At 40.3% G+C, this 24,761-nt stretch carries 29 protein-coding genes and 1 pseudogene; 23 read left to right on the forward strand and 7 right to left on the reverse strand.

From position 1 onward, the window contains the following. Positions 1–12 precede the first annotated feature (12 nt). Both ACFFGV_RS05525 and ACFFGV_RS05530 read left to right on the forward strand, forming a co-directional pair. Entirely contained in the window at positions 13–426 is a 414-nt protein-coding gene (locus ACFFGV_RS05525; protein ID WP_377345595.1) for an RrF2 family transcriptional regulator, read from the forward strand. 124 nt (positions 427–550) lie between these two features. Beyond that, positions 551–1,261 carry a nitroreductase family protein gene (locus ACFFGV_RS05530; protein WP_377345596.1) on the forward strand — a complete coding sequence of 237 codons (711 nt, stop codon included), beginning with the start codon at positions 551–553 and terminating at the stop codon, positions 1,259–1,261. A gap of 106 nt (positions 1,262–1,367) precedes the next feature. Here ACFFGV_RS05530 and ACFFGV_RS05535 read toward each other — a convergent pair whose 3' ends face one another. From ACFFGV_RS05535 to ACFFGV_RS05550, 4 genes are all read right to left on the reverse strand, one after another. Next, positions 1,368–3,023 (reverse strand): glycoside hydrolase family 13 protein, encoded by a 1,656-nt coding sequence (locus tag ACFFGV_RS05535; RefSeq protein WP_377345597.1) that lies wholly within the window; start codon positions 3,021–3,023, stop codon positions 1,368–1,370. Between the two features lie 27 nt (positions 3,024–3,050). Continuing rightward, complete coding sequence (locus ACFFGV_RS05540) at positions 3,051–3,845, reverse strand: endonuclease/exonuclease/phosphatase family protein (protein ID WP_377345598.1); 795 nt, start codon at positions 3,843–3,845, stop codon at positions 3,051–3,053. Between the two features lie 3 nt (positions 3,846–3,848). Next, positions 3,849–5,519: a PTS transporter subunit IIBC gene (locus ACFFGV_RS05545; protein WP_377345599.1), complete on the reverse strand. Its 1,671-nt coding sequence runs from the start codon at positions 5,517–5,519 to the stop codon at positions 3,849–3,851. Between the two features lie 270 nt (positions 5,520–5,789). After that, on the reverse strand, positions 5,790–6,218 hold the full coding sequence (locus ACFFGV_RS05550) for a DoxX family protein (protein WP_377345600.1): 429 nt from the start codon (positions 6,216–6,218) through the stop codon (positions 5,790–5,792). A gap of 174 nt (positions 6,219–6,392) precedes the next feature. On the opposite strand from ACFFGV_RS05550, the gene ACFFGV_RS05555 reads away from it, so the two are divergent. After that, the gene (locus tag ACFFGV_RS05555) at positions 6,393–6,728 is read left to right on the forward strand and encodes a winged helix-turn-helix transcriptional regulator (RefSeq protein ID WP_377345601.1); all 336 of its coding nucleotides are present in this window, start codon (positions 6,393–6,395) and stop codon (positions 6,726–6,728) included. Between the two features lie 74 nt (positions 6,729–6,802). On the opposite strand, the gene ACFFGV_RS05560 is transcribed toward ACFFGV_RS05555, so the two are convergent. Continuing rightward, on the reverse strand, positions 6,803–7,723 hold the full coding sequence (locus ACFFGV_RS05560; protein ID WP_377345602.1) for an aldo/keto reductase: 921 nt from the start codon (positions 7,721–7,723) through the stop codon (positions 6,803–6,805). Positions 7,724–7,860: 137 nt separating this feature from the next. On the opposite strand from ACFFGV_RS05560, the gene ACFFGV_RS05565 reads away from it, so the two are divergent. From ACFFGV_RS05565 to ACFFGV_RS05605, 9 genes are all read left to right on the forward strand, one after another. Beyond that, the gene (locus ACFFGV_RS05565) at positions 7,861–8,409 is read left to right on the forward strand and encodes an NUDIX domain-containing protein (protein ID WP_377345603.1); all 549 of its coding nucleotides are present in this window, start codon (positions 7,861–7,863) and stop codon (positions 8,407–8,409) included. Beyond that, positions 8,410–9,576: an endonuclease Q family protein gene (locus ACFFGV_RS05570; RefSeq protein WP_377345604.1), complete on the forward strand. Its 1,167-nt coding sequence runs from the start codon at positions 8,410–8,412 to the stop codon at positions 9,574–9,576. Positions 9,577–9,669: 93 nt separating this feature from the next. After that, positions 9,670–10,308: a stage II sporulation protein M gene (spoIIM, locus tag ACFFGV_RS05575; RefSeq protein WP_377345605.1), complete on the forward strand. Its 639-nt coding sequence runs from the start codon at positions 9,670–9,672 to the stop codon at positions 10,306–10,308. Between the two features lie 106 nt (positions 10,309–10,414). Next, positions 10,415–10,867: a ferric iron uptake transcriptional regulator gene (gene fur, locus ACFFGV_RS05580; protein WP_377345606.1), complete on the forward strand. Its 453-nt coding sequence runs from the start codon at positions 10,415–10,417 to the stop codon at positions 10,865–10,867. A 262-nt stretch (positions 10,868–11,129) separates the two neighbouring features. Then, positions 11,130–11,348, forward strand: coding sequence for a YqzK family protein (locus ACFFGV_RS05585; protein ID WP_377345607.1), 219 nt, complete (start codon positions 11,130–11,132; stop codon positions 11,346–11,348). Between the two features lie 6 nt (positions 11,349–11,354). Next, positions 11,355–12,242 carry a site-specific tyrosine recombinase XerD gene (gene xerD / locus ACFFGV_RS05590; protein ID WP_377345608.1) on the forward strand — a complete coding sequence of 296 codons (888 nt, stop codon included), beginning with the start codon at positions 11,355–11,357 and terminating at the stop codon, positions 12,240–12,242. Positions 12,243–12,336: 94 nt separating this feature from the next. Next, positions 12,337–13,515, forward strand: a complete 1,179-nt coding sequence (deoB, locus tag ACFFGV_RS05595) for a phosphopentomutase (protein ID WP_377345609.1) — start codon at positions 12,337–12,339, stop codon at positions 13,513–13,515. A gap of 14 nt (positions 13,516–13,529) precedes the next feature. Continuing rightward, on the forward strand, positions 13,530–14,345 hold the full coding sequence (locus tag ACFFGV_RS05600) for a purine-nucleoside phosphorylase (RefSeq protein WP_377345610.1): 816 nt from the start codon (positions 13,530–13,532) through the stop codon (positions 14,343–14,345). A 30-nt stretch (positions 14,346–14,375) separates the two neighbouring features. Continuing rightward, a complete protein-coding gene (locus ACFFGV_RS05605; RefSeq protein WP_377345611.1) occupies positions 14,376–15,683 on the forward strand; it encodes a pyrimidine-nucleoside phosphorylase in 1,308 nt (435 codons plus the stop codon). A gap of 164 nt (positions 15,684–15,847) precedes the next feature. Here ACFFGV_RS05605 and ACFFGV_RS05610 read toward each other — a convergent pair whose 3' ends face one another. Both ACFFGV_RS05610 and ACFFGV_RS05615 read right to left on the reverse strand, forming a co-directional pair. Then, entirely contained in the window at positions 15,848–16,192 is a 345-nt protein-coding gene (locus ACFFGV_RS05610) for a hypothetical protein (RefSeq protein WP_377345612.1), read from the reverse strand. 131 nt (positions 16,193–16,323) lie between these two features. Continuing rightward, a pseudogene (locus ACFFGV_RS05615) lies at positions 16,324–16,544 on the reverse strand (IS1595 family transposase); the annotation flags it as partial. Positions 16,545–16,776: 232 nt separating this feature from the next. On the opposite strand from ACFFGV_RS05615, the gene ACFFGV_RS05620 reads away from it, so the two are divergent. The 11 genes from ACFFGV_RS05620 (at position 16,777) to ACFFGV_RS05670 (ending at position 24,654) form a co-directional block, all read left to right on the forward strand. Beyond that, a complete protein-coding gene (locus ACFFGV_RS05620) occupies positions 16,777–17,943 on the forward strand; it encodes a D-alanyl-D-alanine carboxypeptidase family protein (protein ID WP_377345613.1) in 1,167 nt (388 codons plus the stop codon). Between the two features lie 104 nt (positions 17,944–18,047). Continuing rightward, positions 18,048–18,401, forward strand: a complete 354-nt coding sequence (gene spoIIAA / locus ACFFGV_RS05625; protein ID WP_377345614.1) for an anti-sigma F factor antagonist — start codon at positions 18,048–18,050, stop codon at positions 18,399–18,401. Continuing rightward, positions 18,401–18,844, forward strand: coding sequence for an anti-sigma F factor (gene spoIIAB, locus ACFFGV_RS05630; protein ID WP_377345615.1), 444 nt, complete (start codon positions 18,401–18,403; stop codon positions 18,842–18,844). The genes spoIIAA and spoIIAB overlap by 1 nt, the downstream gene beginning before the upstream one ends. 12 nt (positions 18,845–18,856) lie before the next feature. After that, positions 18,857–19,612, forward strand: a complete 756-nt coding sequence (sigF, locus tag ACFFGV_RS05635) for an RNA polymerase sporulation sigma factor SigF (protein ID WP_377345616.1) — start codon at positions 18,857–18,859, stop codon at positions 19,610–19,612. Positions 19,613–19,743: 131 nt separating this feature from the next. Next, positions 19,744–20,376 (forward strand): stage V sporulation protein AA, encoded by a 633-nt coding sequence (locus tag ACFFGV_RS05640; protein WP_377345617.1) that lies wholly within the window; start codon positions 19,744–19,746, stop codon positions 20,374–20,376. Continuing rightward, positions 20,357–20,773 carry a stage V sporulation protein AB gene (locus ACFFGV_RS05645; protein ID WP_377345619.1) on the forward strand — a complete coding sequence of 139 codons (417 nt, stop codon included), beginning with the start codon at positions 20,357–20,359 and terminating at the stop codon, positions 20,771–20,773. Before ACFFGV_RS05640 ends, ACFFGV_RS05645 begins: the two co-directional genes overlap by 20 nt. A gap of 14 nt (positions 20,774–20,787) precedes the next feature. After that, positions 20,788–21,243, forward strand: coding sequence for a stage V sporulation protein AC (gene spoVAC / locus ACFFGV_RS05650; RefSeq protein WP_377345620.1), 456 nt, complete (start codon positions 20,788–20,790; stop codon positions 21,241–21,243). An 11-nt stretch (positions 21,244–21,254) separates the two neighbouring features. Next, a complete protein-coding gene (gene spoVAD, locus ACFFGV_RS05655) occupies positions 21,255–22,271 on the forward strand; it encodes a stage V sporulation protein AD (RefSeq protein WP_377345621.1) in 1,017 nt (338 codons plus the stop codon). After that, positions 22,272–22,622: a stage V sporulation protein AE gene (gene spoVAE / locus ACFFGV_RS05660; RefSeq protein WP_377345623.1), complete on the forward strand. Its 351-nt coding sequence runs from the start codon at positions 22,272–22,274 to the stop codon at positions 22,620–22,622. Positions 22,623–22,628: 6 nt separating this feature from the next. After that, positions 22,629–23,222 (forward strand): stage V sporulation protein SpoVABEA, encoded by a 594-nt coding sequence (spoVAEA, locus tag ACFFGV_RS05665; protein ID WP_377345625.1) that lies wholly within the window; start codon positions 22,629–22,631, stop codon positions 23,220–23,222. Beyond that, on the forward strand, positions 23,188–24,654 hold the full coding sequence (locus tag ACFFGV_RS05670) for a spore germination protein (RefSeq protein ID WP_377345626.1): 1,467 nt from the start codon (positions 23,188–23,190) through the stop codon (positions 24,652–24,654). Before spoVAEA ends, ACFFGV_RS05670 begins: the two co-directional genes overlap by 35 nt. Positions 24,655–24,761: the final 107 nt, after the last annotated feature.

The raw sequence follows: 24,761 nt of genomic DNA on the forward strand, positions 1-24,761 counted from the left end.
GAGGTGGTCCTAATGACAGAGAAAGTGTCGAATGCCAGGTGGTTTGGTGTTGCATTGCAATCCCTAATTGTACTTGCTAACTATGAGGGTTTATGTCCGAGTGGCAAGCTGGCTGAAAAATTAGATTCTAAATCGGTTTTCTTAAGAAAGATATTAACTCATTTAGTGAAAGCGGGACTCATTCAGGCCAAAGAAGGCAAGAACGGCGGTTATTCTCTCGTGAAACATCCAAGTGAGATTACGCTTGCTGAAGTATATGAATCTATGAGTGCTGAAACCTTTCCTAAAGGATTTCTAGATGTAGAGAGTAAGGAGTGCTTTTTACCTGATACCATCCATGCGCTATGTGAGCTGCGTACAGAAATGGAAGGCTGGATATTGGAAGGATTACAACAAAAGACACTTGCAGATTTAATGAAAAAATAAAAAAACGGAACTTAACTAGTTTCGTTTTTCTTTTTATAAGTAACTGTTCTTGACAAAAGAACAGTAAGAGGAATATACTGTTCTTGTATTCATTACAGTTAAATTAAATGGAGGAGAGAAAAGAATGTCCGAAAAAACAATGAGCAAAGAAGATTATTTAAATAAAGTACAAGACTTAGACTTCCCAGATGAGCAGCCGAAGGCATTACAAGATACAGACTTTTTCACGGTAGCAAAGGAGCGTCGTTCTGTTCGTCAATACGATTCTTCCTACAAAATGGAGGCGAGTGAGATTCGTGAGCTGCTAGAAACAGCTATTCTCGCACCATCTTCTTCTAATCTTCAGCCCTGGAGATTTTTAGTGATTCAGGATCAAGCAGAGAAAGAAGCTTTGCTGCCAATTGCGTACAATCAGCAACAAGTAATGGATTCCTCTGCTGTTATTGCAGTATTAGGTGATAGATATGCATACAAAAATGCTGAGCGCATTTACTCCGATATTGCTAAAAAAGGGAATATGCCAGAGGAAGTAAAGGATACTTATGTTGCCAGTATCATGCAGAACTACGGTAACTTCAAAGAGGAGCGTCTTTCTCGCATCGCAGCCATCGACGGAGGGATTGTATCTCAACAGCTAATGCTTGCAGCAAAAGCAAAAGGATTAGATACAGTTCCAATGGGTGGTTATGATGAGGCTAAGTTAAAAGAAGCGTTCAACATCCCGGAAAATCTGGAGCCAGTTATGCTGATTGCAGTAGGAAAAGGTGCTAAAGCAGGATTTGAGAAGACTCGCTTACCGCTAGATGATATCCTTCAATGGAATAAATACGAGTAAATAAAAACATCAGGCTGTCGAGAAAGTTTCGACAGCCTTATTTATTTCTTTTTACTTTAATTGTTATGGTCACGATTGAAGAGCTTGTTCCTGAAGACCATAGTACTTACAAGATATAAACTCGAGCTTCGAATGGAGCTAGGCGTAGTTCCTTCTGTCCTTCATGTAAATCAATATTGTCGTTCGATAGGACAAGGTGTGCTGAGTCTAGTGGAACTGGTGATAAGAATGTAGCGTCTCTATCGGTAAGGTTAGTGATGATGTAAGCCTGTTCTTCTCCTAACGTCCTAGTATAGGCATACACTTGATCATCTTCTATCATTAGTAAGTCATAGGATCCATATACAAGCAGGTCATTCGTTTTTCTTGTCTGAATCATGCGCTTGTAATAGGAAAGGATAGAATTCTCATCCTTTTCCTGAGCTTCTACATTAATCGTTTTGTGGTTTGGGTTAATGCTTAGCCATGGAGTACCTGTCGTAAAGCCGGCATATGCTTCGTCATTCCATTGCATCGGTGTACGGCTGTTATCTCTGGATGTATTCCAAAGCACCTTCATCGCTTCCGCTTGGGAAAACCCTTCTTCTATCATGTTATGGTAGGCATTTTTAGCTGCAACATCATCGTAATGCTCAATAGAAGGGAAATGGTAATTCGTCATCCCAATTTCCTGTCCCTGATAAATAAATGGGGTACCTTGCATAAAGAAGTACATCGTTCCTAATGCTTTGGCACTCTTGCTCCAATATTCTTTGTCGTTTCCCCATGTCGATACACTTCTTGCTTTATCATGATTTTCAATAAAGAGAGCATTCCAGCCATCCTCTTCTAACCCTTTCTGCCACCGGGTTAACGCCTTTTTTAGCCCAGGTATATCTAATTGCTGCTCCGCTTCATGGTCCCATAAATCCAAATGCTCGAATTGAAAAATCATGTCCATTTTTCCGTTTTCTCCGACCCATAAGTCAGCTTCGTCAGCCGAGACACCGTTTGCTTCTCCAACTGTAATAACGTCATAATTACTATAGGTCTGCTCTTTAAATTCCTGAAGGAAGGAATGGATGCCTTCCTGGTTCATATGCATATCAAAGGAAGAGACATACTTTTTATTTTCCGTGTTTGGCAGGTCAGGTAAGTGCGGACGCTTCTTAATATGACTGATTGCATCAATTCGAAAGCCATCAATCCCTTTCTCAAGCCACCAATTTACCGTTTCGTATAATGCCTCTCTTACCTCGGGGTTTTCCCAATTCAAATCCGGCTGTTTTTTTGAAAAGATGTGTAGGTAATATTGTTCTGTCTCCTTGTCAAATTCCCATGCGGAGCCTCCAAATATACTTTCCCAGTTATTTGGTTCCTTATTATCCTTCGAATCACGCCAGATATACCAGTCACGCTTAGGGTTATCCTTGGAAGATCTAGATTCAATAAACCATGGATGTTCATCACTCGTATGGTTTAATACTAAATCAATAATAAGCTTCATGCCGCGTCGGTGTACTTCCTGTAGAAGGGCATCAAAATCATCCATTGTACCGAATTCTGCCAAGATGTCCTTGTAATCGGATATATCGTATCCATTATCGTCTTTAGGCGATTTATACATAGGACATACCCAAATAAAATCTATTCCTAGGTCTTCTAAGTAATCTAAGCGCTCAATGATTCCTTGAATGTCTCCAATTCCGTCACCGTTAACATCCTGAAAGCTTTTAGGGTATATTTGATAACCTACTGCTTCTTTCCACCATGCTCTTTTCATAAAGATTCCCTCATTTCTATTTATCATTTAGTTAAGCGTAACCTCCACTTCCACACCGTAGTGGTCTGATAGAATAGGGTAGTGGGTCCCGTTAAAGATAATGCTTGAAGAAGTAACATTAACATTGGTTAAAGAAAAGATGTAATCAATCTTTACCCCTCCCTGGTTACTATCCCATCCTGCAATCTTTCCTTCTACTGTACTCTGACCTGTTTGGGTTGCTGCGATAGAGTGGGTATCCTTTACTCCTTTAGAAAGGATATAATCATATCCCTGATAGTTAGTAGAGGATGCAGCGTTGAAATCTCCCATTAAAAAGGTGTAGGTGGCTGGACTTACGTGCTGTAAGAGTGTATCTACTTGCTTTTCATATGATTCATCCAGATCATCCCACCATCCGAGATGACAAGAATACACAGCTATATCTTTATCTTCTATGTGCATAGTAGCCCCAACTATATTTCGAGATTTCCAAAAATCAATGGAGGTAGAGGATGTAATATAGAATTGATGGTACTCATCAACCGGTAGCTTAGTTAATAATGCAAGCCCTTCCTCGTACACCTCATACCCATAATGAGACATTACCCATTCTAACTCATAGTTATTGTTTCCTAAGGAAGCAAGTGCTTGTTGTAACAATAACGCATAGTTGTCTGAACGCACTGAGCCTTGATGGATAGGAGATTCCCGATGCTGACTTACTTCCTGCAAAGCAATAACATCATATTCTTTTTCGTTAATAGCTTTAGCTAGTGTATATATTTTATCTAATTGATTTTCTTCCTGCCAAGCATGCACGTTGAGTGTTAATAGCTTCATAGATTAGGCTCCTAATTTCGTTTGAATCTCTGACTTTAATACGTCTGCTTTAGGACCATAAATGGCTTGAACACCTCTGTCCTTTACAACTAATCCCATCGCACCGTTCTGCTTCCATTCATCCTCTGATGCTACTTTATCTAAATCATTAACTGTTACTCGTAATCTGGTCATACAAGCATCTACTTCATAAATATTATCTTTACCACCTAGCAATGTAATAACATGACCGGACAGAGAGTTATCCACCTCACCCTCCTCTGTATGGGCGGAGGAATGATTGCTTCCGCTATCTCCGTCTTCAATGTAGTTTCCTTTACGACCAGGAGTTGGTAATTTCATCTTTCTAATCATAACATTAGCTATGGCAAAGTTTAATGAGAAGAACACAATACAGACGATAATAAAATGAAGGAGGTCTCTACCGATGCCTGCATTAATCATTAACGGTGTTCTCGTCAGTAATTCGACCATGCCAAATGCATGAATCCGTAAATCAATTAAATCTACAATAGCAAATGCAATACCGGTGTTAATGGCATACACAACGTATAGAAGGGGAGCAGCGAACATAAACATGAATTCAATTGGTTCTGTAACACCAGTAAGGAAGACGGCTAAGCCAGCAGATAGGAATACAGACTTATATTTATTCTTTTTATCCTGATCTACGTTCTTATACATAGCGTAGGCTATACCGATTAGGGAAGCGGTAGAAGTGACCACTTGTCCAGCCTTAAAGCGTGCAGGTGTAACCCCTTCCTCCAATTCCTGATAAGCCCCCATATTACCTTGCGCCATGAGATTATATAAATCTGTTGCCCATGCCAGCCATAAAGGGTCTTGTCCTGCGACGACATCACCGGCGTTAGCCCCTGTTTGGATGAGATAAGTCCCGCCAAGCTCCGTATAGTTAATAGGGACAGTAAGCATATGATGGAGACCAAAGGGCAGCATTAACCTCTCCATTGCACCGTAAATAAACGGTGCAAATATAGGCGCACTGTCTCTTGAGGTTGCGATCCATTCACCAAACTGGTTCAATACGGTTTGAACTGCAGGCCAGATTATGGCAAGCAAAACGGAAACAACAACAGAGCCCGCCATTACAACAAATGGTACAAACCGTTTTCCATTAAAGAAGGCCAACGCGTCTGGCAGCTTATCGAAAGCATAGTAACGGTTGAATAAGTTAGCTCCTAGAAAACCAGAAATAATCCCGACAAAAACACCCATATTTAAAGCAGGTGCTCCAAGTACGCTAATAAAATAATCGTTAACTAGCATGTTCGTGCCGAATAGGGAAGAAACACTAGCTGTTCCATCATCTAGCATAGATGAGTTCACTCCGAAAATGGCGCCAGTTATACGATTTATGAAAACGAATGCGAGTAGACTTGCAAAAGCTCCACCAGCTCTTTCTTTAGCCCACGACCCTCCAATGGCAACGGCGAATAAGATATGTAAGTTTCCTATAATGGACCAGCCTATGTCCTCCATAATACGCGCAGTCGTTTGCATAAAAGCTATGTCCTGGACAAGCATATCCAATGCTTTGCCAAGGGAGATCATAATACCGGCAGCAGGCATAACAGCTACTACTACCATCAACGCTTTGCCGAACTTCTGCCAAAAGTCAAAGGAGAAGATCGGTAAATTTGTAATTTTAGACATGTGTTCACGCTCCTTGTTTTATATGGAATCGTTATCATAAAGAAAGAAATAAAATGGAAATGCTTTGTGCAAACGTTTTCGCAATTTCCGATTTTAGTTTACCTAATTCTCTCCAATATTGCAACACAAATTTACCATTTCTTCTCTGATACTAGGGTATCATATATAAATAACCAGTATCGTTTTAGGATGTATTTACCTTTATACGATACTGGTTACGCTTTGTTCCATATTAGATTTTCGTCTTCCTTGTCATCCATATTTTATTCGTTACTCTCCTTCACAAACCTGTGGAAATTGAAAGTATTCTTTAAGCTGGAAGTTAATATGCTGAAACTTCCCATCTAGCCCAATATAAGTAGATAGAAATAGCAATGCTAGATTTAAGTCATAGCTTCCCATCCGACTGCTGTCCGTTAGGCCTACATCTAACTTCAAGTGAAAGGTTGATACAAACATCAGTATCGTTAATGCTATCGCTACATACCTTACACCAATACCTGCAATTAGCGCAACGCCGCCTGCGATCTCTAACGATCCTAGTGTGTACAGTGCGTAGATAGGCATACCGATGTTATCTATTGCAATGGAAGTATTGCCCATACCTATCTTGAATTTAGTCAATCCATGTATGAAGACTGTAATCCCGAGTAACATACGAAGGAAGAGAAAGACTAATACGCTTTTATTACGAATCATTAGATCACCTCATTTTCTTTATCAGTAATATAGATACTTATTCGCATCTAGTTACTAATCGTAACCTATTGTATATAGGTAAGCGAAAAACTACAAGTAATCTGTTTACAAAAACATATCTTATTACTTTTTTGTTTAGATATGTTAAACTTTTTGTAAAAGGGGAGATAATATATGGATTCTTCGAGTATATGTCCTAAATTTGAAAAAGCCGTCTCCATCATTAGCCAGCGATGGAGTGCCCTTATTATTTACCAATTACTTGCAGGTCCACAACGTAACTCTACTATTAAGGAAGCAATCGGAATAAGCGGGCGTTTGTTATCCGAACGATTGAAAGACTTAGAGGCAGAAGGGATTATAAAACGAGAAGTGTTCCCTGAAACTCCAGTTCGAATAGAGTATTCGCTGACGGAGAAAGGGCGTTGCTTAGAGCCGTTAATGAGAGACATGAAAGAATGGTCTGAGCAATGGGTTGACAAAGAGCAAGATACACAGATAAACCATTAGTGCACACAAAAAATCACAGCCTATTAGGAGAGGCTGTGATTTTTTGTGTACTAATTAATGTATATCGTTTAACATTATCGGTGGTTTTGATACACAATCGGTCTCGTTTCCTGCTGTAGCTGAGCACGAAGGGAAGGGTCGAGCTCAGGTGCATCGAGCATGGAGATATTTTCTTTTAGTTGTTCCGTCGTGCTTGCACCGAATACAGCTGATGCAACGGCAGGATGGCTTAGGACGTATTGTAAAGCAAGAGCCTGCAAGGAGCGTTCCTCACCTATATGCTTTTGCAAGTTACCAATCATATTCTTTAATTCGTCATGAGAATAGGATAAATGTCCTTGCTGAGCTTTTTGCTCTACTTTTTGTATGCCGTTATTACTAAGCATCCCTTTAGCAACTGGCCCTCTCGCTAATACACTAATATTATTCGTATGAAGGAGGTCGAGTATTTCTTCCTCCGGGCGTCTGTCCAAGAGGCTATATTGCATCATAACACTGACAATGCTGGATCTTTCTACATACTGTTTGATTACATTTGGTCGAATGGAGGATATGCCATAATATCGAATATATCCTTCTTGTACCAGTTCATCAAATGCTTCAATCGTTTCGTCGATAGGGTCATCCATCGTCCCGCCATGAAGCTGGTATAAGTCTATGTAATCGGTCTGTAGGCGCCTAAGGCTTTCTTTCACCTCTTCTTTAATGTAGGCCTTGGAAGGGTCCCAATACCAATCCTTCTGTTCCTTGTTAAAGTGGTTGCCTACCTTCGTTCCGAGAATGACCTCATCCCGACGGCCTTTCAATGCTTTCCCAACAATCTCCTCATTTTCTCCAAAGTCATATAAATCTGCTGTATCTAAATAATTAATACCAGCGTCTAGTGCCCCATCAATGATTTCTTTCGCTTTTGCTTCATTAGTCCCAAGGGACATACATCCAAGACTCATTTCTGATATATATAGACTGGAATCGCCAACTTGTCTTTTATTCATTTCGTACCATCCTTTCCATATGTACTATTTTCATTGTATAAGTCTATACCCTGTTTCTCAAATCATACACCATCAGTACATGCTTCATATGTGATACAATGTGGAACAGTAGAGTGGAAAAGGAGTGCATAAAGATTATGAAAAAATTTGAAGAGAAAACGATACATACCAATCACATATTTAATGGGAAGATGATTTCCTTACAAGTGGATGAGGTCAGCTTGCCAGACGGTAAGACATCAAAGCGTGAGTTGGTGAAGCACCCTGGGGCTGTAGCTGTCATTGCCATAACGGATGAAGGCAAGATGGTCATGGTGGAGCAATACCGTAAACCACTAGAAAGGAGTCTTGTTGAAATTCCAGCAGGGAAGCTGGAGCCAGGGGAACAGCCTCATACAACTGCAGTTAGGGAGCTAGAAGAAGAGACGGGCTACACAGCGAAAAGGTTAGAGCGGGTAACATCCTTTGCTACATCACCAGGATTTGCGGATGAGGTCATTCATCTTTATATCGCTCATCAATTGTCTGTTGTGGAGGAGAAACTAGCCGGCGACGACGATGAATTTGTAGAGCTGTTGGAGGTTACATTAGATGAAGCTGAACGTATGCAGCAGGAAGAACGGATTTGGGATGCAAAGACAGCATATGCTGTTCTCTTTGCCCGAGCAAATGGACTGTTGAAATAAATGGATACGTTTTTTCTTGATCTCCATATCCACATTGGTAGAACGATGTATGGTGCGCCAGTCAAGATTACAGCCTCTGATTCCTTGACATTAGAAGGAGTAGTAGAGGAAGCTTCTGAACGGAAGGGCATTGATGTAGTAGGTGTAATTGATTGTCACGTACCTGACGTTCAATCTCAAATACTTCAATGGATACAGTCAGGAACTGCAGAAGAGCTGGAACAAGGCGGGATTCGTTATAAAGGCACTACCCTACTACCGGGTGTGGAAATAGAAGTGTATGATGACCGATGCAAAGGACCTATACATGTGCTGTGTTACTTTCCGACGATCACTAGCATCCAGCAGTTTACCCGTTGGATGAGTCATTATGTCACAAATATCACGCTAAGTACTCAACGTTTTTACGGGAGCGGTATGACGTTGCAGAAACAGGTTAGGGAATTGGGCGGCCTGTTTGTTCCTGCCCATATGTTTACACCATTTAAAAGTCTATATGGGAAAGGTGTTCACTCCTCCTTATCGGAAGTATTTCATCCTGATTGGATTGATGCAGTAGAGCTTGGCCTAAGTGCTGATTCTAGGATGGCTGATCAGCTTACAGAGCTTCATCAGTACACCTATTTGACTAATTCAGACGCTCACTCCCTTCCGAAAATTGCCAGAGAATATCAGCAAGCCTATCTGAATGGGGCTAGTTTTGAAGAGGTGCGTCTGGCTTTTCATAGAGAAGCTGGTAGAAGTATCGTTGCAAATTACGGTATGAACCCAAGGCTTGGAAAATACTACGAAACAACTTGTAAAGCATGTGGAACCGTTTGGGGAAAGGGAGACCGTTGCCATCGCTGTGATTCTTCCCATTATATTAAAGGGGTAAAAGAGCGGGTCGATGAATTAAGCACAGATGATTCAACAGTAGAAAGCCCTGAACGGCCCCCTTATGTACCTCAAGTCCCATTACAATTCCTCCCGAAATTAGGACCCAAAACGCTAGAAAAACTACTCTATCATTTTGGTACTGAAATGAATGTTATCCATCATGTGCCAGAGCATACATTGGCAAACATAATCCCTAAGACATTGGCAAAAACCATTATTGCCAATAGAGAAGGCAAAATGACCATTGAAGCAGGGGGCGGAGGACGATATGGTCGAGTGAAAGGATAGAGTGTTTTCGTCTCCTCTGTGGTCTATTTTAGGAGAATCCTTCATAGAGTTATATTACTACTAGAAAAAGATTCGGTAGAATGGAGGATTCTTATGTATGCAAAAGGCTATGCAGCTTCTCAGCATGTTCGGGACAATGCCAGTATATATGTGTTTGTCAGCTTGCTTTTTCTTATTGGCATTATTTTTGGAGCTGTAATTGTGAACAGTATGAACTTTATCCAAAAAGAAGATTTGTTTTTTTATTTAGATCAGTTTTTTAACCAAATGATAAACGAATCTATCATTAGCGCAGAAGGATTGCTGAAGAGTAGCTTTTTCTACCACTTAAAATATTTACTGCTTATCTTCATTCTTGGGTTATCTATAATTGGGATGCCTATTATATGGATTCTTATTTTTATGAAGGGTGTAGTGGTAGGGTTTTCGGTAGGATTTCTCGTAAATCAAATGGGCTGGTACGGATTATTGGCAGCAGCAGCCTCCATAGCTCCACAGAATTTGATTATCATACCTGTGTATATCATGGCAGGTAGCCTCGCTATGATCTTTTCGTTTGGGTTAATTCAGAAATTGACAGCAAAGAGAAGTCATCAGCCGCTTTTGCCTGCTTTCATGCGGTATAGCAGCTTGTTCGCCATTTTAATTGTCTGTGTCAGTGTAGGGGCTGTCATTGAGTCCTATATTGCTCCACAAACATTAAAGGGAATTATTAAACTAATTTATAATTAAAATCATATAATAATTGTTACAATTAATAGATTGTAATGAGTTTAATTTGACACTGGTTCCATGTCTGCTTATAATATAAAGTGGATATACGAGGGAGGGACCAGACATGGAACAACGCATTGAAAAGATAAAAAAGCAACTCCATTCCCAGAGCTATAAACTTACTCCGCAACGTGAAGCGGTTTTGCGGGTTTTACTTGAAAATGAAGAGGATCATTTAAGTGCAGAAGACGTTTACCTCCTCGTAAAAGAAAAAGCTCCGGAAATAGGTCTGGCAACAGTTTATCGTACATTAGAATTACTATCCGAATTAAAAGTAGTCGATAAAATAAATTTTGGTGATGGAGTATCGCGTTATGACCTTCGAAAAGAAGGGGCAGAGCACTTTCATCATCACTTAGTATGTGTGGAATGTGGTTCCGTTCAAGAAATTGAAGAAGATTTACTTACTGATGTAGAAAGCAAGGTAGAAAGGGAATGGGGCTTTCAGGTAAAGGACCATCGTTTAACCTTTCACGGTGTTTGTAAGAAGTGTCAAGTTATTACTATTAAATCTTAATATACTTAAGTGTGACCTTTTTCCCATAGGAGAAAGGTTTTTTATTTTGACGTTTGTTGATGATTACGTATCTACTATAATTCAATCTAATCTATTTACAAATGAAAAGAAATCGGTTACTTTTAATTTGTGAAGCATGTTTACAAGGATTCTGGCCTTCCCTATCATTCACATTTGAACTTTTCTAGTATATTTTCAAGGAAAACTGGCATATCTTTAAAGTATAAACCATTTTGGAAAGTGCTTTAAAGGAGTTATGCCTATGTTACAGTTTATACATCTATTAAAGGATGTTTTGAAAATCTTCATAATTTTTACAGGCTGTACCTTGTTATTTTACTTTGGGCTCCGTCTTATGAATGAGGAATACGATCAGCTCCATCGTTATGATGAACCAGATGGAAAAGCGGTTAAGGTTTTTCAATGGGAGGACGAGCGTTTGTTAGAACGCTTGACGATATTTTTTCGGTTAGGAGAGTAGCAGTTCATGCAGCATGAACTTAATGATTTCCTACATTACTTACAGGTGGAAAGAGGGCTTTCTGAAAATACTCTTTCTTCTTATCGTAGAGATTTACAGAAATACGTTCAGTTTATGACAGAAACCTGTCAGCTACAGGGTGTGAATCAAATTGCCAGAGTGCATATCATGCAATATTTACACCATTTACATGATTTAGATCGTTCAGCAGCAACGGTTGCACGGACGTTATCATCGATTAGAACATTTCATCAGTTTTTGATTCGGGAAAGGCATGCAGACCAGGATGCTTCCTTACATATAGAAACGCCGAAAAAAGAAAGGAAGCTCCCAAAGATCTTATCTATGGATGAAGTCGATGCATTATTGAATATTCCCCATACAGACGCACTTTCAGCTAGAAATAAAGCTATGTTGGAAATGCTATATGCCACAGGGCTGCGCGTGACGGAACTGGTGACATTAAAGGTGAGTGACCTTCATTTAACGATGGGCTTTGTACGATGTCTTGGCAAAGGCTCCAAGGAAAGAATCATTCCTCTTGGCAAAATGGCGAAGAATTCGCTGGAGACCTACTTATCTACTGCTCGTCCAACTCTGCTTCGGCAGAAGAAAACAGATGCACTATTTGTTAACCATCATGGGAACTCTTTGTCGAGACAAGGATTCTGGAAAATATTAAAAGCGGTTGCGGCAGATGTAGGTATTCAGAAGGAAATAACTCCTCATACATTACGCCATTCTTTCGCAACTCATTTACTTGAGAATGGAGCAGACCTTCGAGCAGTACAAGAAATGCTGGGACATGCTGATATTTCCACTACGCAGGTGTACACACATGTTACGAAAGCTAGATTGAAAGATATTTATAGCTCTTATCATCCGAGAGCTTAAATTTCTTTTTGATTTTAGAGGTCTGACATCTTACAACCTCTGTGCATAAACGAACGTATGAAAGGGAATGTAACATTATAGGAGGGATCATATTATGGACAATACATTTAAGCGAGTTTTTCTTGTTGTTATGGATTCTGTAGGAATTGGTGAGGCACCAGACGCCGAACAGTTTAACGATAAAGGAGCAGATACGTTAGGCCATATTGCAGAACACATGAATGGCTTACAGATGCCGAATATGGGACAGCTGGGCTTGAGTAATATTAGAGAGATTAAAGGTATTGAAAAGGCTGTCAGTCCAAAGGCTCATTACACAAAGATGGAGGAAATGTCGAACGGAAAGGATACGATGACAGGTCATTGGGAAATTATGGGTCTGTATATCGATACACCATTTCGAACCTTTGAGGAATTTCCAAAAGAACTTATCGATGAGATTGAACAACGTACTGGAAGAAAAGTAATCGGAAATAAACCTGCTTCTGGCACAGCTATTATCGATGAGTTAGGTCCTGAACATATGGAAACAGGAGCCTTAATTGTTTATACCTCTGCGGATTCGGTATTGCAAATAGCAGCACATGAGGACGTTGTTCCTATTGAGGAATTATATGAAATATGCGAAATGTGCCGTGAAATTACTCTGGATGAGAAATATATGATTGGACGTGTCATTGCCAGACCGTTTATTGGGGAGCCTGGTAATTTTGAAAGGACTTCCAACCGACATGATTATGCCTTAAAGCCGTTTGGCAAAACAGTTATGAATTATTTGAAAGAGGACGAGTATGACGTTATCGCACTTGGAAAGATTTCTGATATTTACGATGGCGAAGGTGTGACGAAAGAAATTCGAACAAAAGATAACATGGATGGAATGGATAAGCTCGTGGCTTCCATGGATGAAGACTTTACAGGCTTAAACTTCTTGAATTTGGTTGATTTTGATGCGAAATACGGTCATCGCCGTAACCCTCAAGGCTATGGAGAAGCACTGGAGGCATATGATAAAAGACTACCTGAAGTCCTAGACAAAATGCAGGATGATGATTTGCTCATCATTACAGCAGACCATGGGAACGATCCAATTCACCATGGTACAGACCATACAAGAGAGTACGTACCATTGCTTATATTCCATAATGGTGTACAAGAAGGCAAAGAGCTTCCGCTTCGTAAGACGTTTGCTGATATCGGAGCAACCGTTGCAGAGAATTTCAATACGAAAAGACCGGAATACGGTACTAGTTTTCTAAAAGATATTCAATAGGGAGGGGCATTTATATGAACGCAGCACAAAGAAAAGAAGCAGCACAATATATCCAATCAAAAATTAAAGAGCAGCCAACTACAGGGCTGATTCTAGGATCTGGCTTAGGGGTTCTGGCTGATGAAATTGATAACCCGACAACTATTCCTTATGGAGAGATACCTCACTTTCCACAGTCCACAGTGGCAGGGCATAAGGGGCAGCTTGTTATTGGGAGCCTTGAAGGAAAACAAGTCATTGCTATGCAAGGACGCTTTCATTATTACGAAGGGTATCACATGAATCAGGTAACCTTTCCGGTCCGTGTAATGAAAGAGCTAGGTGTAGAAACACTATTTGTCACGAATGCTGCAGGAGGTATTAATGAAACCTTCGATGCTGGTGATTTAATGATTATCACAGACCACATTAATAATATGGGTGATAATCCTCTCATTGGCCCTAATGACGAGGAATTGGGTGCTCGTTTTCCAGATATGTCAAAAGCATATAATCCATCCCTCATACAACATGCTAAAGCAACGGCACAAGAGCTAGGCTTGAATGTTAAAGAAGGGGTGTATGTTGGGAATACAGGTCCTTCCTATGAAACAGCAGCTGAAGTTCGTATGCTTCGCACGCTAGGTGGAGATGCAGTAGGAATGTCAACTGTTCCAGAAGTTATCGTTGCTAATCAATCGGGCATGAAGGTATTTGGAGTATCCTGTATTTCTAATATGGCTGCTGGTATTCTTGATCAGCCTCTAACCCATGATGAGGTTATAGAAACTACCCAGCGAGTACGTCAGGATTTCCTGTCCTTCATTAAACAAACGCTGAAATCGTTGTAAGCTAAAACTATTATTAAGGGTGGTAAGTATATGAGAATGTATGACATAATCGCCAAAAAAAGAGATGGCCAGGCTTTAACAAAGGAAGAAATTAATTTCTTTATTGAAGGATATACGAATGGGGATATACCGGATTATCAAGCTAGTGCATTATGTATGGCAATCTTCTTTCAGGATATGAGTGATGAGGAACGAGCTAATATTACGACCGCCATGGTAAATAGCGGAGAAACGATAGACCTATCACCTATTGAAGGAGTTAAGGTGGATAAGCACTCTACCGGTGGGGTAGGAGATACTACTACACTAATCCTAGGTCCTTTAGTAGCCTCCTTAGACGTTCCAGTTGCTAAAATGAGCGGCCGTGGACTTGGTCATACTGGTGGTACCATCGACAAACTCGAAGCAGTGCCCGGATTCCACGTGGAAATAGATAAACAGGAATTCATTGACTTAGTAAATCAAAATAAAGTTTCTGTAATTGGCCAGACTGGTAATTTAACTCCAGCAGATAAGAAACTGTACGGTCTTCGCGATGTAACGGCTACCGTTAACTCCATCCCATTAATTGCTAGCTCCATTATGAGTAAAAAGATTGCAGCTGGAGCAGATGCCATTGTTTTGGATGTGAAAACGGGTGCTGGTGCCTTCATGAAGAGTTTAGAGGATTCCAAGGAATTAGCCGAGGCAATGGTTCGAATTGGGAATCAGGTAGGTCGTAATACTATGGCTGTCATTTCTGATATGAATCAGCCCTTAGGCCGTGCGATTGGTAACGCTCTTGAAGTGAAAGAAGCCATTGACACGCTTAATGGAAACGGTCCAGAGGATTTAACAGAGCTGTGCTTGACCCTTGGCAGTCAAATGGTTGTGTTAGCGGGTAAAGCAGAAACGTTAGACGAAGCGCGTCATAAATTAGAAGAAAGTATGAAGAATGGGAAAGCGCTGGAGAAATTTGCAACATTCTTGGCCTCTCAAGGTGGAGATGGGCGTGTGGTAGAAGACCCGAGTATTATGCCTCAGGCTTCTAAACAATTTGAACTGCCAGCGAAAAAGTCTGGTTATGTTAGTGATATAGTTGCTGACGAAATCGGTACAGCTGCAATGATGCTTGGAGCTGGTAGAGCAACGAAGGAATCCGAAATTGATCTAGCAGTAGGCTTATACTTAAACAAGAAGGTCGGCGACTACGTAGAAGAAGGAGATTCTCTGCTTACGATTTACGCTAATCAATCCGATGTAGAAGAAGTGAAGGCGAAGCTGTATGAGAACATTACAGTAAGCGATCAGAAGGTGGATGCACCAACATTAATTCACGATTCAATAACAGCAAAATAACGCAGTAAAAGCAACATGGACGGCACAATCAATGTGTCGTCTTTTTTTGATTGGCTCTATTAAAGTTTAGTGTTGATATACTAACAATAAACAGCTATCAATTTTATGGTTTTTGTATGGAGCTTCTCCAACTAAAGCTCCTTTTAATGGTATAAATACCTTTTTCAAGGTTGGTAAGGAGTAATTAAAAAGATCCCAAAAAGCATCATGATTCCAAGCAAAATTAGCGAAAGGAATAAACCAATTACAGCAAGGGGTTTTTTTTCGTTTCTCTTGAATAGTGTAAATATGCTCAAAATAAATGCAATTGGAGTACCAATAGGTATGGAGAATATAAATACTGAATCTTTAGGAATGATGTATATCATTATGATTAATATCACAGAAAGTCCTAAAGAAAGATAACTAAGCCAAGTATAGTGTTTGTTTAATTGCTTACGTCCTCGATACCAAGCAAGGGTTGCAATTACAATACCACACAAGAAAAGAATAAAGAATATTTGTTCCATACTGTTATTCCGCCTCTCCCGTTTACAAACGAGTAATATCAATCTCACATTGAAACTTAACTATCTGTGACCTTTACCGGAAGACTCAGTTTCCAGATAACTATCCCTATCAGAGAAACAAGATAGAATGTCTACATCGTGAAAGTAGATAATCTAAGGTTATCATAGGTTTCATTACTTGGAAATAAATTACTTTTAATATCACATCCTTCATCGTAACTTCATTCTGCTGATCATGGATGCTCTCTAAGACCTATAACCAGGTCATGTAAATCCCGGTTTTAAACGCACGCCAAGCATCGGTGCATAACTCATTCTCATTAGAAAGCATATTCCCGTTAGCTTTGTCTAACTATTCTTTTTCCTAACGTCTGTATTATCAAGTTAAAGTCTCGTACTACTTCCCCATTATCTGGCACAACCTCAATTAGCATCAAACCATTCCCTCTATATAAGGAGAAAATGTAAACGCATTTGCTCCATACGCTCGCACTGTTACCGCCTTTTTTATCTATTTTCAAAATCGAGTTATAAAAACCGAATCGTTGGAAAAAATAGCTAACATTAAGATTGGAGGGACAACAATGAAAAAGTGTGGCATCTGTTTGACCATTTTTCTTATGTTCATATCGGGTTTTGCTTCTACTAGTTTCGCGGCTGAAGAGAAGGGTCCTAAGCTTGCAGAGGATGCAAAATCCGCTGTTTTAATGGAACGAGATACGGGAGAAGTTTTATATAACAAAAATGCGGATGAGAAACTACCTCCGGCTAGTATGACGAAAATTATGACCATGCTTCTTATTATGGAGGCACTTGATAAAGGAACACTGAAGCTTGATGAGAACGTTCGTGTAAGTGAGTACGCAGCGTCTATGGGAGGCTCCCAAATCTTTTTAGAGGCTGGCGAAGAAATGACTGTGAATGAACTGCTGAAAGGCGTTGCTGTCGCATCAGGTAATGACGCTTCTGTCGCTTTAGCGGAACGAATTTCAGGGAGCGAAGAGGAATTTGTAGCAAAAATGAACGAAAAAGCAAAAAACCTTGGTCTATCGAATACTTCCTTTCAAAATACCACAGGTCTCCCAGCTAAAGATCACTATACGACAGCTCATGATATGGCAGTGATGGCTAAAGAGCTACTAAAGCATGAAGAAATCACAAAGTACACGAGTATATATGAGGATTACCTTCGAAAAGGGACAGAAGATGAATTCTGGCTCGTAAATACAAATAAATTAGTTAAATTCTATGACGGTGTCGATGGATTGAAAACAGGTTTCACTAGAGAGGCGCTGTATTGTTTGACAGCTACTGCCAAGAAGGATGATATGAGAGTGATTGCTGTAGTGATGGGAGCAAAGACGCCAAAAGAACGAAATGCAACCATCTCCTCGATGCTCGATTATGCATTTAATTCATATGAAACGGATGCTTTATATAAGCGTTATCAAAAAGTGGATCAGTTGAACATGATTCGAGCAAAACAATCAGAAATCGATGTAGTAACGAATGAATCGGTTTCGCTGCTGAAGAAAAAAGGGGAACAAATGGATAACGTTAAGACGGATATTATCTATAACGAGAACTTAAAGCTCCCGTTAAATAAAGGACAGGAAATTGGAATACTCAAAGTATCCAGTAACGGAAAACCACTTTCTGAAGCTAAGCTGGTCGTTAAGGATTCCGTAGATGAGGCGGGTGTATTCACCTTATTTAAACGAACGATGAGTGAAATGGTAAAAAACCGCTAACGATAAGACTATTTAGCGAATAGGTACTAGTTTTGTCATGGTGCAGGAAAACAATCTAGGAATAGAGAAAGATTCACTAACCCAATTAAGAGGAGGAAGTAGCTGTGAGTCTTTCCGTTCACTTCGAAACAAAACAACACGTTCTGTTAGTTCGATTAACAGGAGAATTGGATCACCACGAAGCGGAGAACCTTCGCAACAAATTTCAAAGTATTATGGTGAAGCAGAATGTTCAACATGTTGTCTTAAATCTTGAATCCCTTACGTTTATGGACAGCTCTGGCCTTGGTGTCATTCTTGGTAGATATAAAGAAGTACAACAAATTGGCGGGGAGATGGTAGTGTGTTCTATTTCCCCAGCGGTCAAACGATTGTTCGAAATGTCTGGTTTGTTTAAGATAATTCGATTAGAAGAAAACGAAGCGTTTGCTCTAGAAACATTGGGGGTGGCGTCCTAATGAGTAAAAATGAAATGCATATTCAATTTTCTGCCCTAAGTGAAAACGAATCGTTTGCGCGTGTTACGGTAGCAGCCTTTGTTACGCAGCTTGATCCTACGATGGATGAGTTGACAGAACTGAAGACTGTTGTATCAGAAGCCGTTACTAACTCTATTATCCATGGGTACAACGACACGGAGGAAGGATTAGTCCACATTGACTGTATTCTTGTCGATGGAAGTGTTGAAGTGACTATTTGGGATGATGGAATGGGTATCCCTAACCTCGAAGAAGCTAAGCAGCCGTTATACACATCTAAGCCTGAATTAGAACGATCAGGAATGGGCTTTACTATTATGGAGAATTTTATGGACGAAGTAGACATTACTTCCATTCCCGGGCAAGGAACCACCGTAAGACTGGTCAAACATCTAAAAAAAAGCAAAACCTTATGTAATTAAGGGGACATGCATATGGATGTGGAATTAAAGCAATCCTCCAAACAGGAGCAGTTGTCTGATGAACAGGTCAAACAATACATTGCCCGTAGTCAGCAGGGAGACCAGGAGGCCCGTAATACACTAGTGGAAAGGAACATGCGTCTTGTGTGGTCTGTAGTTCAGCGCTTTTTAAACAGAGGCTACGATCCTGATGATTTGTTCCAAATAGGGTGTATCGGACTTTTAAAATCTGTTGATAAATTTGACCTTTCCTATGATGTGAAATTTTCGACTTACGCTGTACCAATGATCATTGGTGAAATACAACGTTTTATTCGTGATGATGGAAGTGTGAAGGTTAGTCGTAGTTTGAAGGAAACAGGCAACAAAATCCGTAAGAAGAAGGATGAACTAACGAAGAAGCTAGGAAGAATTCCTACTGTTCACGAGTTAGCAGAGGAGCTTGACATTTCGCCAGAGGATGTAGTGCTTGCTCAAGAAGCTTCTAAATCACCACACTCCATTCATGAAACGGTGTATGAAAATGATGGGGATCCAATTACATTATTAGATCAAATTGCAGATAATGATACTAAGTGGTTTGATAAGATAGCTTTACAGGAAGCTATCCGTGCCTTAGATGAGAGAGAAAGACTAATTGTGTACTTACGTTATTATAAGGATCAGACTCAGTCTGATGTTGCGGAGAGGTTAGGTATATCACAAGTACAAGTGTCTAGATTAGAGAAGAAAATCCTGCAATATATTAAGGATCAAATGGATGAGTAGTTTGGCAAGACTTCCCCGTGGAGGGAGGTCTTTTTTTTGTGGGAATAAAGAATGCTTTACAGATATCCGGTATGAATATGACTCCTCTTACTCATACTAACCATAACCTTCAAAGCGAATGGAGGGTCCATGTGAGTGAAATTGTTTATATTCGAATGAAACAAAAAATAAACGCTAGCAAGAATCAATCCCTATGCCTTTCAGATGTTGCCTATATTTCAGCTCCTTCAACGTGGAAGGAAACATTAGAAAGCATGAAGCTCTATACCATACAAGGGTCTGATCGAAACATAGTGATTATGGATGTATTTAGAGTTATTTATTACTTACGAGATGTATTCCCGGATTTAGAGGTTCAACCAATAGGTCCCAACCAATCTATTGTTATGATTCAAAGGTCGAAAAAAAATCCCTCTATTTTGTTGGTAATCGTCATTTGGCTGCTGTTGTTTATAGGGGCAGCCATGGCCATTATTAATTTCCATTTCGATGTCAGTATGGAAGCGGTACAGCAAAGGATACATTTCCTGTTAACAGGAAAGGAAGTGAAGCATCCATTATGGCTGGAGATTCCGTATTCCATCGGTCTTGGTTTAGGGATGATACTTTTTTTTAATCATCTTTTTAAAAAGAGAATTAATGAAGAACCAAGTCCACTGGAAATTGAGATGCACAAATATCAGCAGGATTTAGATCAGTATGTTGTGTTTCATGAAAATGAACTTAGCAAGGGTTTGAACAATCATGATGACACGAGTTCTTGAAGTATTTATCGGATTAAGCGGCGGACTTGCTGTTGGGGCTGGGTTTGTAGCGTTTCTAACGGTATTAGGAATTATTCCGAGATTGATACAACTAAGTAAGACCTTCACCTATACAAGAGTATATGAAACATGTGTCGTATTAGGAGTGCTGACTGGTACTTATTTAAGCTTTACTGATTTCACTCTTTCCTTCCCTGTTTTTCTTCTAGTCTTTTGGGGAGGGTTTCATGGAATCTTTATTGGAATGCTTGCAGCCGCTTTGACAGAGGTTCTTAATGTGTTTCCAGTATTAACGAGAAGAATTGGCATGGAGAATAGTATGCTGTGGTTTTTGATGGCTATTGTACTAGGGAAAATTAGTGGTTCCTTATTTCAATGGCTGGTGTTTGTGAAATAAGATGAGGTGATAAGATGAGCGATAAATTTAATCAACAGCAGTATGATAAAACAGTTAAAGCCTATCAGCCAAAGCCTAATTTACTTGGTAATTGTGTTAGGGCATTTCTCGTCGGTGGGGCTATTTGTTTATTCGGACAGTTTCTAACAGGCTTTTATATGAATGTATTCCATATGACAGAGAGACAAGCGGGCAACCCCACAGTAACCACGTTGATACTATTAGCAGCTCTGTTAACGGGATTTGGAGTGTATGACAGAATTGCTCAATTTGCTGGTGCAGGCTCAGCCGTCCCTGTGACAGGCTTTGCCAATTCCATTACAAGTGCCGCGCTAGAACATAAGAGTGAGGGATATGTGTTAGGCGTTGCAACCAATCTGTTCAAGCTCGCGGGCTCTGTTATTGTCTATGGAGTTGTATCGGCATATATTGTCGGGATTGTTCGTCAGTTATTTAAAATGTTGATGTAGGAGGATGTCGCATGCGCCATTTAGGGAAGCAAACGTGGATGTATGAAAATCGAATATATTTAAACGCAAGTGGCACTGCAGTAGGTCCCAAGGAAGCTAAAGGACCTCTAGCAGATACATTTGACAAACAGTATGAGGAGTTACATTGTAATGAAGCCAATTGGGAGCTAGCTGAGCGAAAGCTGATGGAAGATTCGGTGGAGATATGCTTGCAAAAGGCCAATATGTCTAAAGAGCAAATAGATATCTTCCTAGCTGGTGATTTGCTGAATCAAAACGTTACATCGAATTATGTGGCAAGAACACTTTCCATTCCCTTTCTATGTATGTTTGGAGCATGTTCTACTTCCATGGAAACACTGGCCGTGGGTAGTGCTTTAGTGGATGCAGGCTTTGCTAATCATATTGTAGCTGCAGTGAGTAGTCATAATGCAACGGCTGAGCGCCAGTTTCGATATCCTACAGAATATGGTGGTCAAAAGCCAAAAACAATGACGTCAACCGTCACCGGAGCAGGTGCAGGGCTTGTATCAAAAGTCAAGTCTCAGATTCGCATTGAATGTGCCACAATCGGAAGAGTGATGGATTTTGGTACAAAGGATCCGTTTGATATGGGTTCAGCTATGGCTCCAGCAGCCTACGATACCATCAAGCACCATTTTGAAGACACTGGCAGAAAACCAGAAGACTATGATCTCATCGTAACGGGTGATTTGTCTAGCGTTGGCAGTCCCATCCTCAAGGATATGCTGAAAGAGGATGGATACAATATGGAAAAGGTCCATAATGACTGTGGCTTGATGGTGTATAACAGTGATCAGAATGTACTTGCTGGGGGGAGCGGTTGTGCTTGTTCAGCGGTCGTGACCTACGGGCATATAGTTCAAGCCATTCAAGAAGGAAGATATCATAAAGTGCTGGTAGTTGCTACTGGTGCCCTGATGAGTCCGACTATGGTACAGCAAAAAGAAACCATTCCCACTATAGCCCACGGAGTTGTACTTATGAGAGAGGATGGTGAGGGATAAATGGATTATGTATGGGCATTTATAGTAGGTGGAGGCATATGTGTTATTGGCCAGATCCTATTTGACGTATTTCGGTTGACCCCTGCGCACGTTATGTCTTCATTTGTAGTTGCTGGCGCCGTTTTAGATGGATTTAATATCTATGACAAATTAATTGAATTTGCTGGCGCTGGTGCAACGGTTCCTATTACCAGCTTTGGCCATTCTTTAGTACATGGTGCGATGGAGCAGGCAGAAGAGAATGGATTAATCGGAATTGCCATGGGGATTTTTAATCTTACTTCTGTTGGTATATCATCAGCTATTTTATTTGGCTTTTTAGTAGCTGTCATTTTTAAACCGAAGGGATAGATGACGATGGATCCCAAGAAAGTAATTGTTATAACCGATGGGGACGAATATGCCAGGAAAGCAATCGATCATCTGGCAACGTCCATTGGGGGTACATGCCTCGGACATCTTGCTGCCAATCCGACTACAGCTACGAAGGAAGAATTCTTAAAAGCAATACATTCAGCACCTAGTGAACCGATTTATGTTCTTTTCGATGATGCAGGCGTTCCAGGGATTGGCCCAGGCGAGAAGGTGCTATTGCAAATGGCACAGGAGCAATCCATTTCTATCATTGGCGCCATTGCCGTTGCCTCTCATACAAAATTCCAGGAGTGGTCGCGCTTTGATTTCGCTGTAGACGGCGATGGAGAATTGATTCCTTTTGGTGTAGATAAAGAGGGGATAGCGGAATTGGAAGTGGGAAGGATAAGCGGGGATACCGTTTATTGCTTGGATCAGCTAGATATCCCAACTATTGTTGCTATAGGTGATATCGGTAAGATGCGCGGGAAGGATGACGTTGCTAAAGGTGCGCCTATTACTAGAAGGGCTGTTGAATTGATTCTCGAAAGGGCTGAAGTAAATGAGAACTCAAACGGAAACACCAATATCTTCTGATATTAAAAAAAATGAGCAGTTTATGAAGGATACAGTTGGTGTAGGTGTCTCTTTTGATCTTGGATACAGACAAATTACCATTTTTGACCAGAAGATAGACATTTATTATTTAACTGGAATGTGTGATACGGCTTACATTATTGAATTGATGAAGGAATTAATTGAAATAAATGATGTAGAGCGGCATGTAAAATCGAAATTACCTTCCATCATAGAGAATCGATTAGTTCACCAGCAAGTAACTAAAATTACATCTATGGGTGAAGCTGTGACCCAAATGCTATCTGGACTTATTGTTATTTTTATTGAAGATTTTGAAGAAGCATTTGTCGTGGATGTTCGTAGTTATCCGGGAAGAACTCCTAAGGAACCTGACACAGAAAAAGTAGTAAGAGGAAGCAGAGATGGTTATACCGAGAACATTATTGAAAATACTGCGCTTACGAGAAGAAGGGTAAGAGATGAACGACTAAGACATGAGATCTTCCAGGTTGGGGAGCGGTCTAAAACAGACATATGTATATCTTACCTAAAAGATGTTGCAGACCCTGATTTAATTGATTTGCTTAAACAGGAAATAAAGAGTATTAATGTAGATGGAGTGTCAATGGCTGATAAGACCATAGAAGAATATATTGTTAGTCAAGGGAAAAACCCCTTCCCTCTCGTTCGATATACGGAGCGTCCAGATGTTGCCTCTGCCCATCTGTTTGAGGGGCATGTTCTTATCATGGTGGATACGAGTCCTAGTATGATTATTACACCAACCACCTTCTTCCACCACGTCCAGCATGCGGAGGAATATCGACAGACACCAATGGTTGGGTCGTTTGTTAGATGGGTAAGGTACCTTGGTATTTTTGCATCCGTTTTTTTATTGCCATTATGGATTCTTTTCGTAATGGATCCATCCCTGCTCCCGCCAGCATTACAATACATTGGACCCCAGGATGAGAGCAATATTCCTGTCGTCCTTCAGATTATCCTTGCTGATATAGGGATTGAATTTCTAAGGATAGCCGCCATTCATACTCCTACACCATTATCGACCGCAATGGGGTTAATTGCTGCTGTACTAATCGGGCAAATTGCCATAGATGTAGGATTGTTTATACCGGAAGTAATATTGTATGTATCTGTCGCGGCGATTGGTTCCTTCTCCACTCCTAGCTACGAACTAAGTGTAGCCAATAAGATGAGCAGAATTGCACTAGTCATTTTAACAGGGTTGTTTGGGATTAATGGGTTTATGATTGGGAGTACGCTGTATATCCTGTTGTTAACAGCAACAAGGTCATTAAGTACACCATATTTCTGGCCATTTATACCGTTTAATTATAGCGCAATGATGCAAATATTATTTCGGGTTGCTGTACCATTATCGAAAAAACGCCCCAGCATCGTGCATCCAAGGAATGACAACAGACAATAAATTAATATTGAACAAACGTACTTTCTGTGATAAATTGATTTTAATCTTTCAGTGCGTAAAAGGAAAGAAGGCGGTGTAACTGTCTTCTTTTTTCTAATCCATACCGG

The organism is Pontibacillus salicampi (genome assembly GCF_042434395.1).
Classification (GTDB): Bacteria; Bacillota; Bacilli; order Bacillales; family BH030062; genus Pontibacillus; species Pontibacillus salicampi.

Excerpts from the sequence above, each read along its gene's own strand:
- ACFFGV_RS05525 (WP_377345595.1), top strand. The coding sequence starts at position 13 with ATGACAGAGAAAGTGTCGAATGCCAGGTGGTTTGGTGTTGCATTGCAA.
- ACFFGV_RS05530 (WP_377345596.1), top strand. The coding sequence starts at position 551 with ATGTCCGAAAAAACAATGAGCAAAGAAGATTATTTAAATAAAGTACAA.
- ACFFGV_RS05535 (WP_377345597.1), bottom strand. The coding sequence starts at position 3,023 with ATGAAAAGAGCATGGTGGAAAGAAGCAGTAGGTTATCAAATATACCCT.
- ACFFGV_RS05540 (WP_377345598.1), bottom strand. The coding sequence starts at position 3,845 with ATGAAGCTATTAACACTCAACGTGCATGCTTGGCAGGAAGAAAATCAA.
- ACFFGV_RS05545 (WP_377345599.1), bottom strand. The coding sequence starts at position 5,519 with ATGTCTAAAATTACAAATTTACCGATCTTCTCCTTTGACTTTTGGCAG.
- ACFFGV_RS05550 (WP_377345600.1), bottom strand. The coding sequence starts at position 6,218 with ATGATTCGTAATAAAAGCGTATTAGTCTTTCTCTTCCTTCGTATGTTA.
- ACFFGV_RS05555 (WP_377345601.1), top strand. The coding sequence starts at position 6,393 with ATGGATTCTTCGAGTATATGTCCTAAATTTGAAAAAGCCGTCTCCATC.
- ACFFGV_RS05560 (WP_377345602.1), bottom strand. The coding sequence starts at position 7,723 with ATGAATAAAAGACAAGTTGGCGATTCCAGTCTATATATATCAGAAATG.
- ACFFGV_RS05565 (WP_377345603.1), top strand. The coding sequence starts at position 7,861 with ATGAAAAAATTTGAAGAGAAAACGATACATACCAATCACATATTTAAT.
- ACFFGV_RS05570 (WP_377345604.1), top strand. The coding sequence starts at position 8,410 with ATGGATACGTTTTTTCTTGATCTCCATATCCACATTGGTAGAACGATG.
- spoIIM (WP_377345605.1), top strand. The coding sequence starts at position 9,670 with ATGTATGCAAAAGGCTATGCAGCTTCTCAGCATGTTCGGGACAATGCC.
- fur (WP_377345606.1), top strand. The coding sequence starts at position 10,415 with ATGGAACAACGCATTGAAAAGATAAAAAAGCAACTCCATTCCCAGAGC.
- ACFFGV_RS05585 (WP_377345607.1), top strand. The coding sequence starts at position 11,130 with ATGTTACAGTTTATACATCTATTAAAGGATGTTTTGAAAATCTTCATA.
- xerD (WP_377345608.1), top strand. The coding sequence starts at position 11,355 with ATGCAGCATGAACTTAATGATTTCCTACATTACTTACAGGTGGAAAGA.
- deoB (WP_377345609.1), top strand. The coding sequence starts at position 12,337 with ATGGACAATACATTTAAGCGAGTTTTTCTTGTTGTTATGGATTCTGTA.
- ACFFGV_RS05600 (WP_377345610.1), top strand. The coding sequence starts at position 13,530 with ATGAACGCAGCACAAAGAAAAGAAGCAGCACAATATATCCAATCAAAA.
- ACFFGV_RS05605 (WP_377345611.1), top strand. The coding sequence starts at position 14,376 with ATGAGAATGTATGACATAATCGCCAAAAAAAGAGATGGCCAGGCTTTA.
- ACFFGV_RS05610 (WP_377345612.1), bottom strand. The coding sequence starts at position 16,192 with ATGGAACAAATATTCTTTATTCTTTTCTTGTGTGGTATTGTAATTGCA.
- ACFFGV_RS05620 (WP_377345613.1), top strand. The coding sequence starts at position 16,777 with ATGAAAAAGTGTGGCATCTGTTTGACCATTTTTCTTATGTTCATATCG.
- spoIIAB (WP_377345615.1), top strand. The coding sequence starts at position 18,401 with ATGAGTAAAAATGAAATGCATATTCAATTTTCTGCCCTAAGTGAAAAC.
- sigF (WP_377345616.1), top strand. The coding sequence starts at position 18,857 with ATGGATGTGGAATTAAAGCAATCCTCCAAACAGGAGCAGTTGTCTGAT.
- ACFFGV_RS05645 (WP_377345619.1), top strand. The coding sequence starts at position 20,357 with ATGATGACACGAGTTCTTGAAGTATTTATCGGATTAAGCGGCGGACTT.
- spoVAC (WP_377345620.1), top strand. The coding sequence starts at position 20,788 with ATGAGCGATAAATTTAATCAACAGCAGTATGATAAAACAGTTAAAGCC.
- spoVAD (WP_377345621.1), top strand. The coding sequence starts at position 21,255 with ATGCGCCATTTAGGGAAGCAAACGTGGATGTATGAAAATCGAATATAT.
- spoVAE (WP_377345623.1), top strand. The coding sequence starts at position 22,272 with ATGGATTATGTATGGGCATTTATAGTAGGTGGAGGCATATGTGTTATT.
- spoVAEA (WP_377345625.1), top strand. The coding sequence starts at position 22,629 with ATGGATCCCAAGAAAGTAATTGTTATAACCGATGGGGACGAATATGCC.
- ACFFGV_RS05670 (WP_377345626.1), top strand. The coding sequence starts at position 23,188 with ATGAGAACTCAAACGGAAACACCAATATCTTCTGATATTAAAAAAAAT.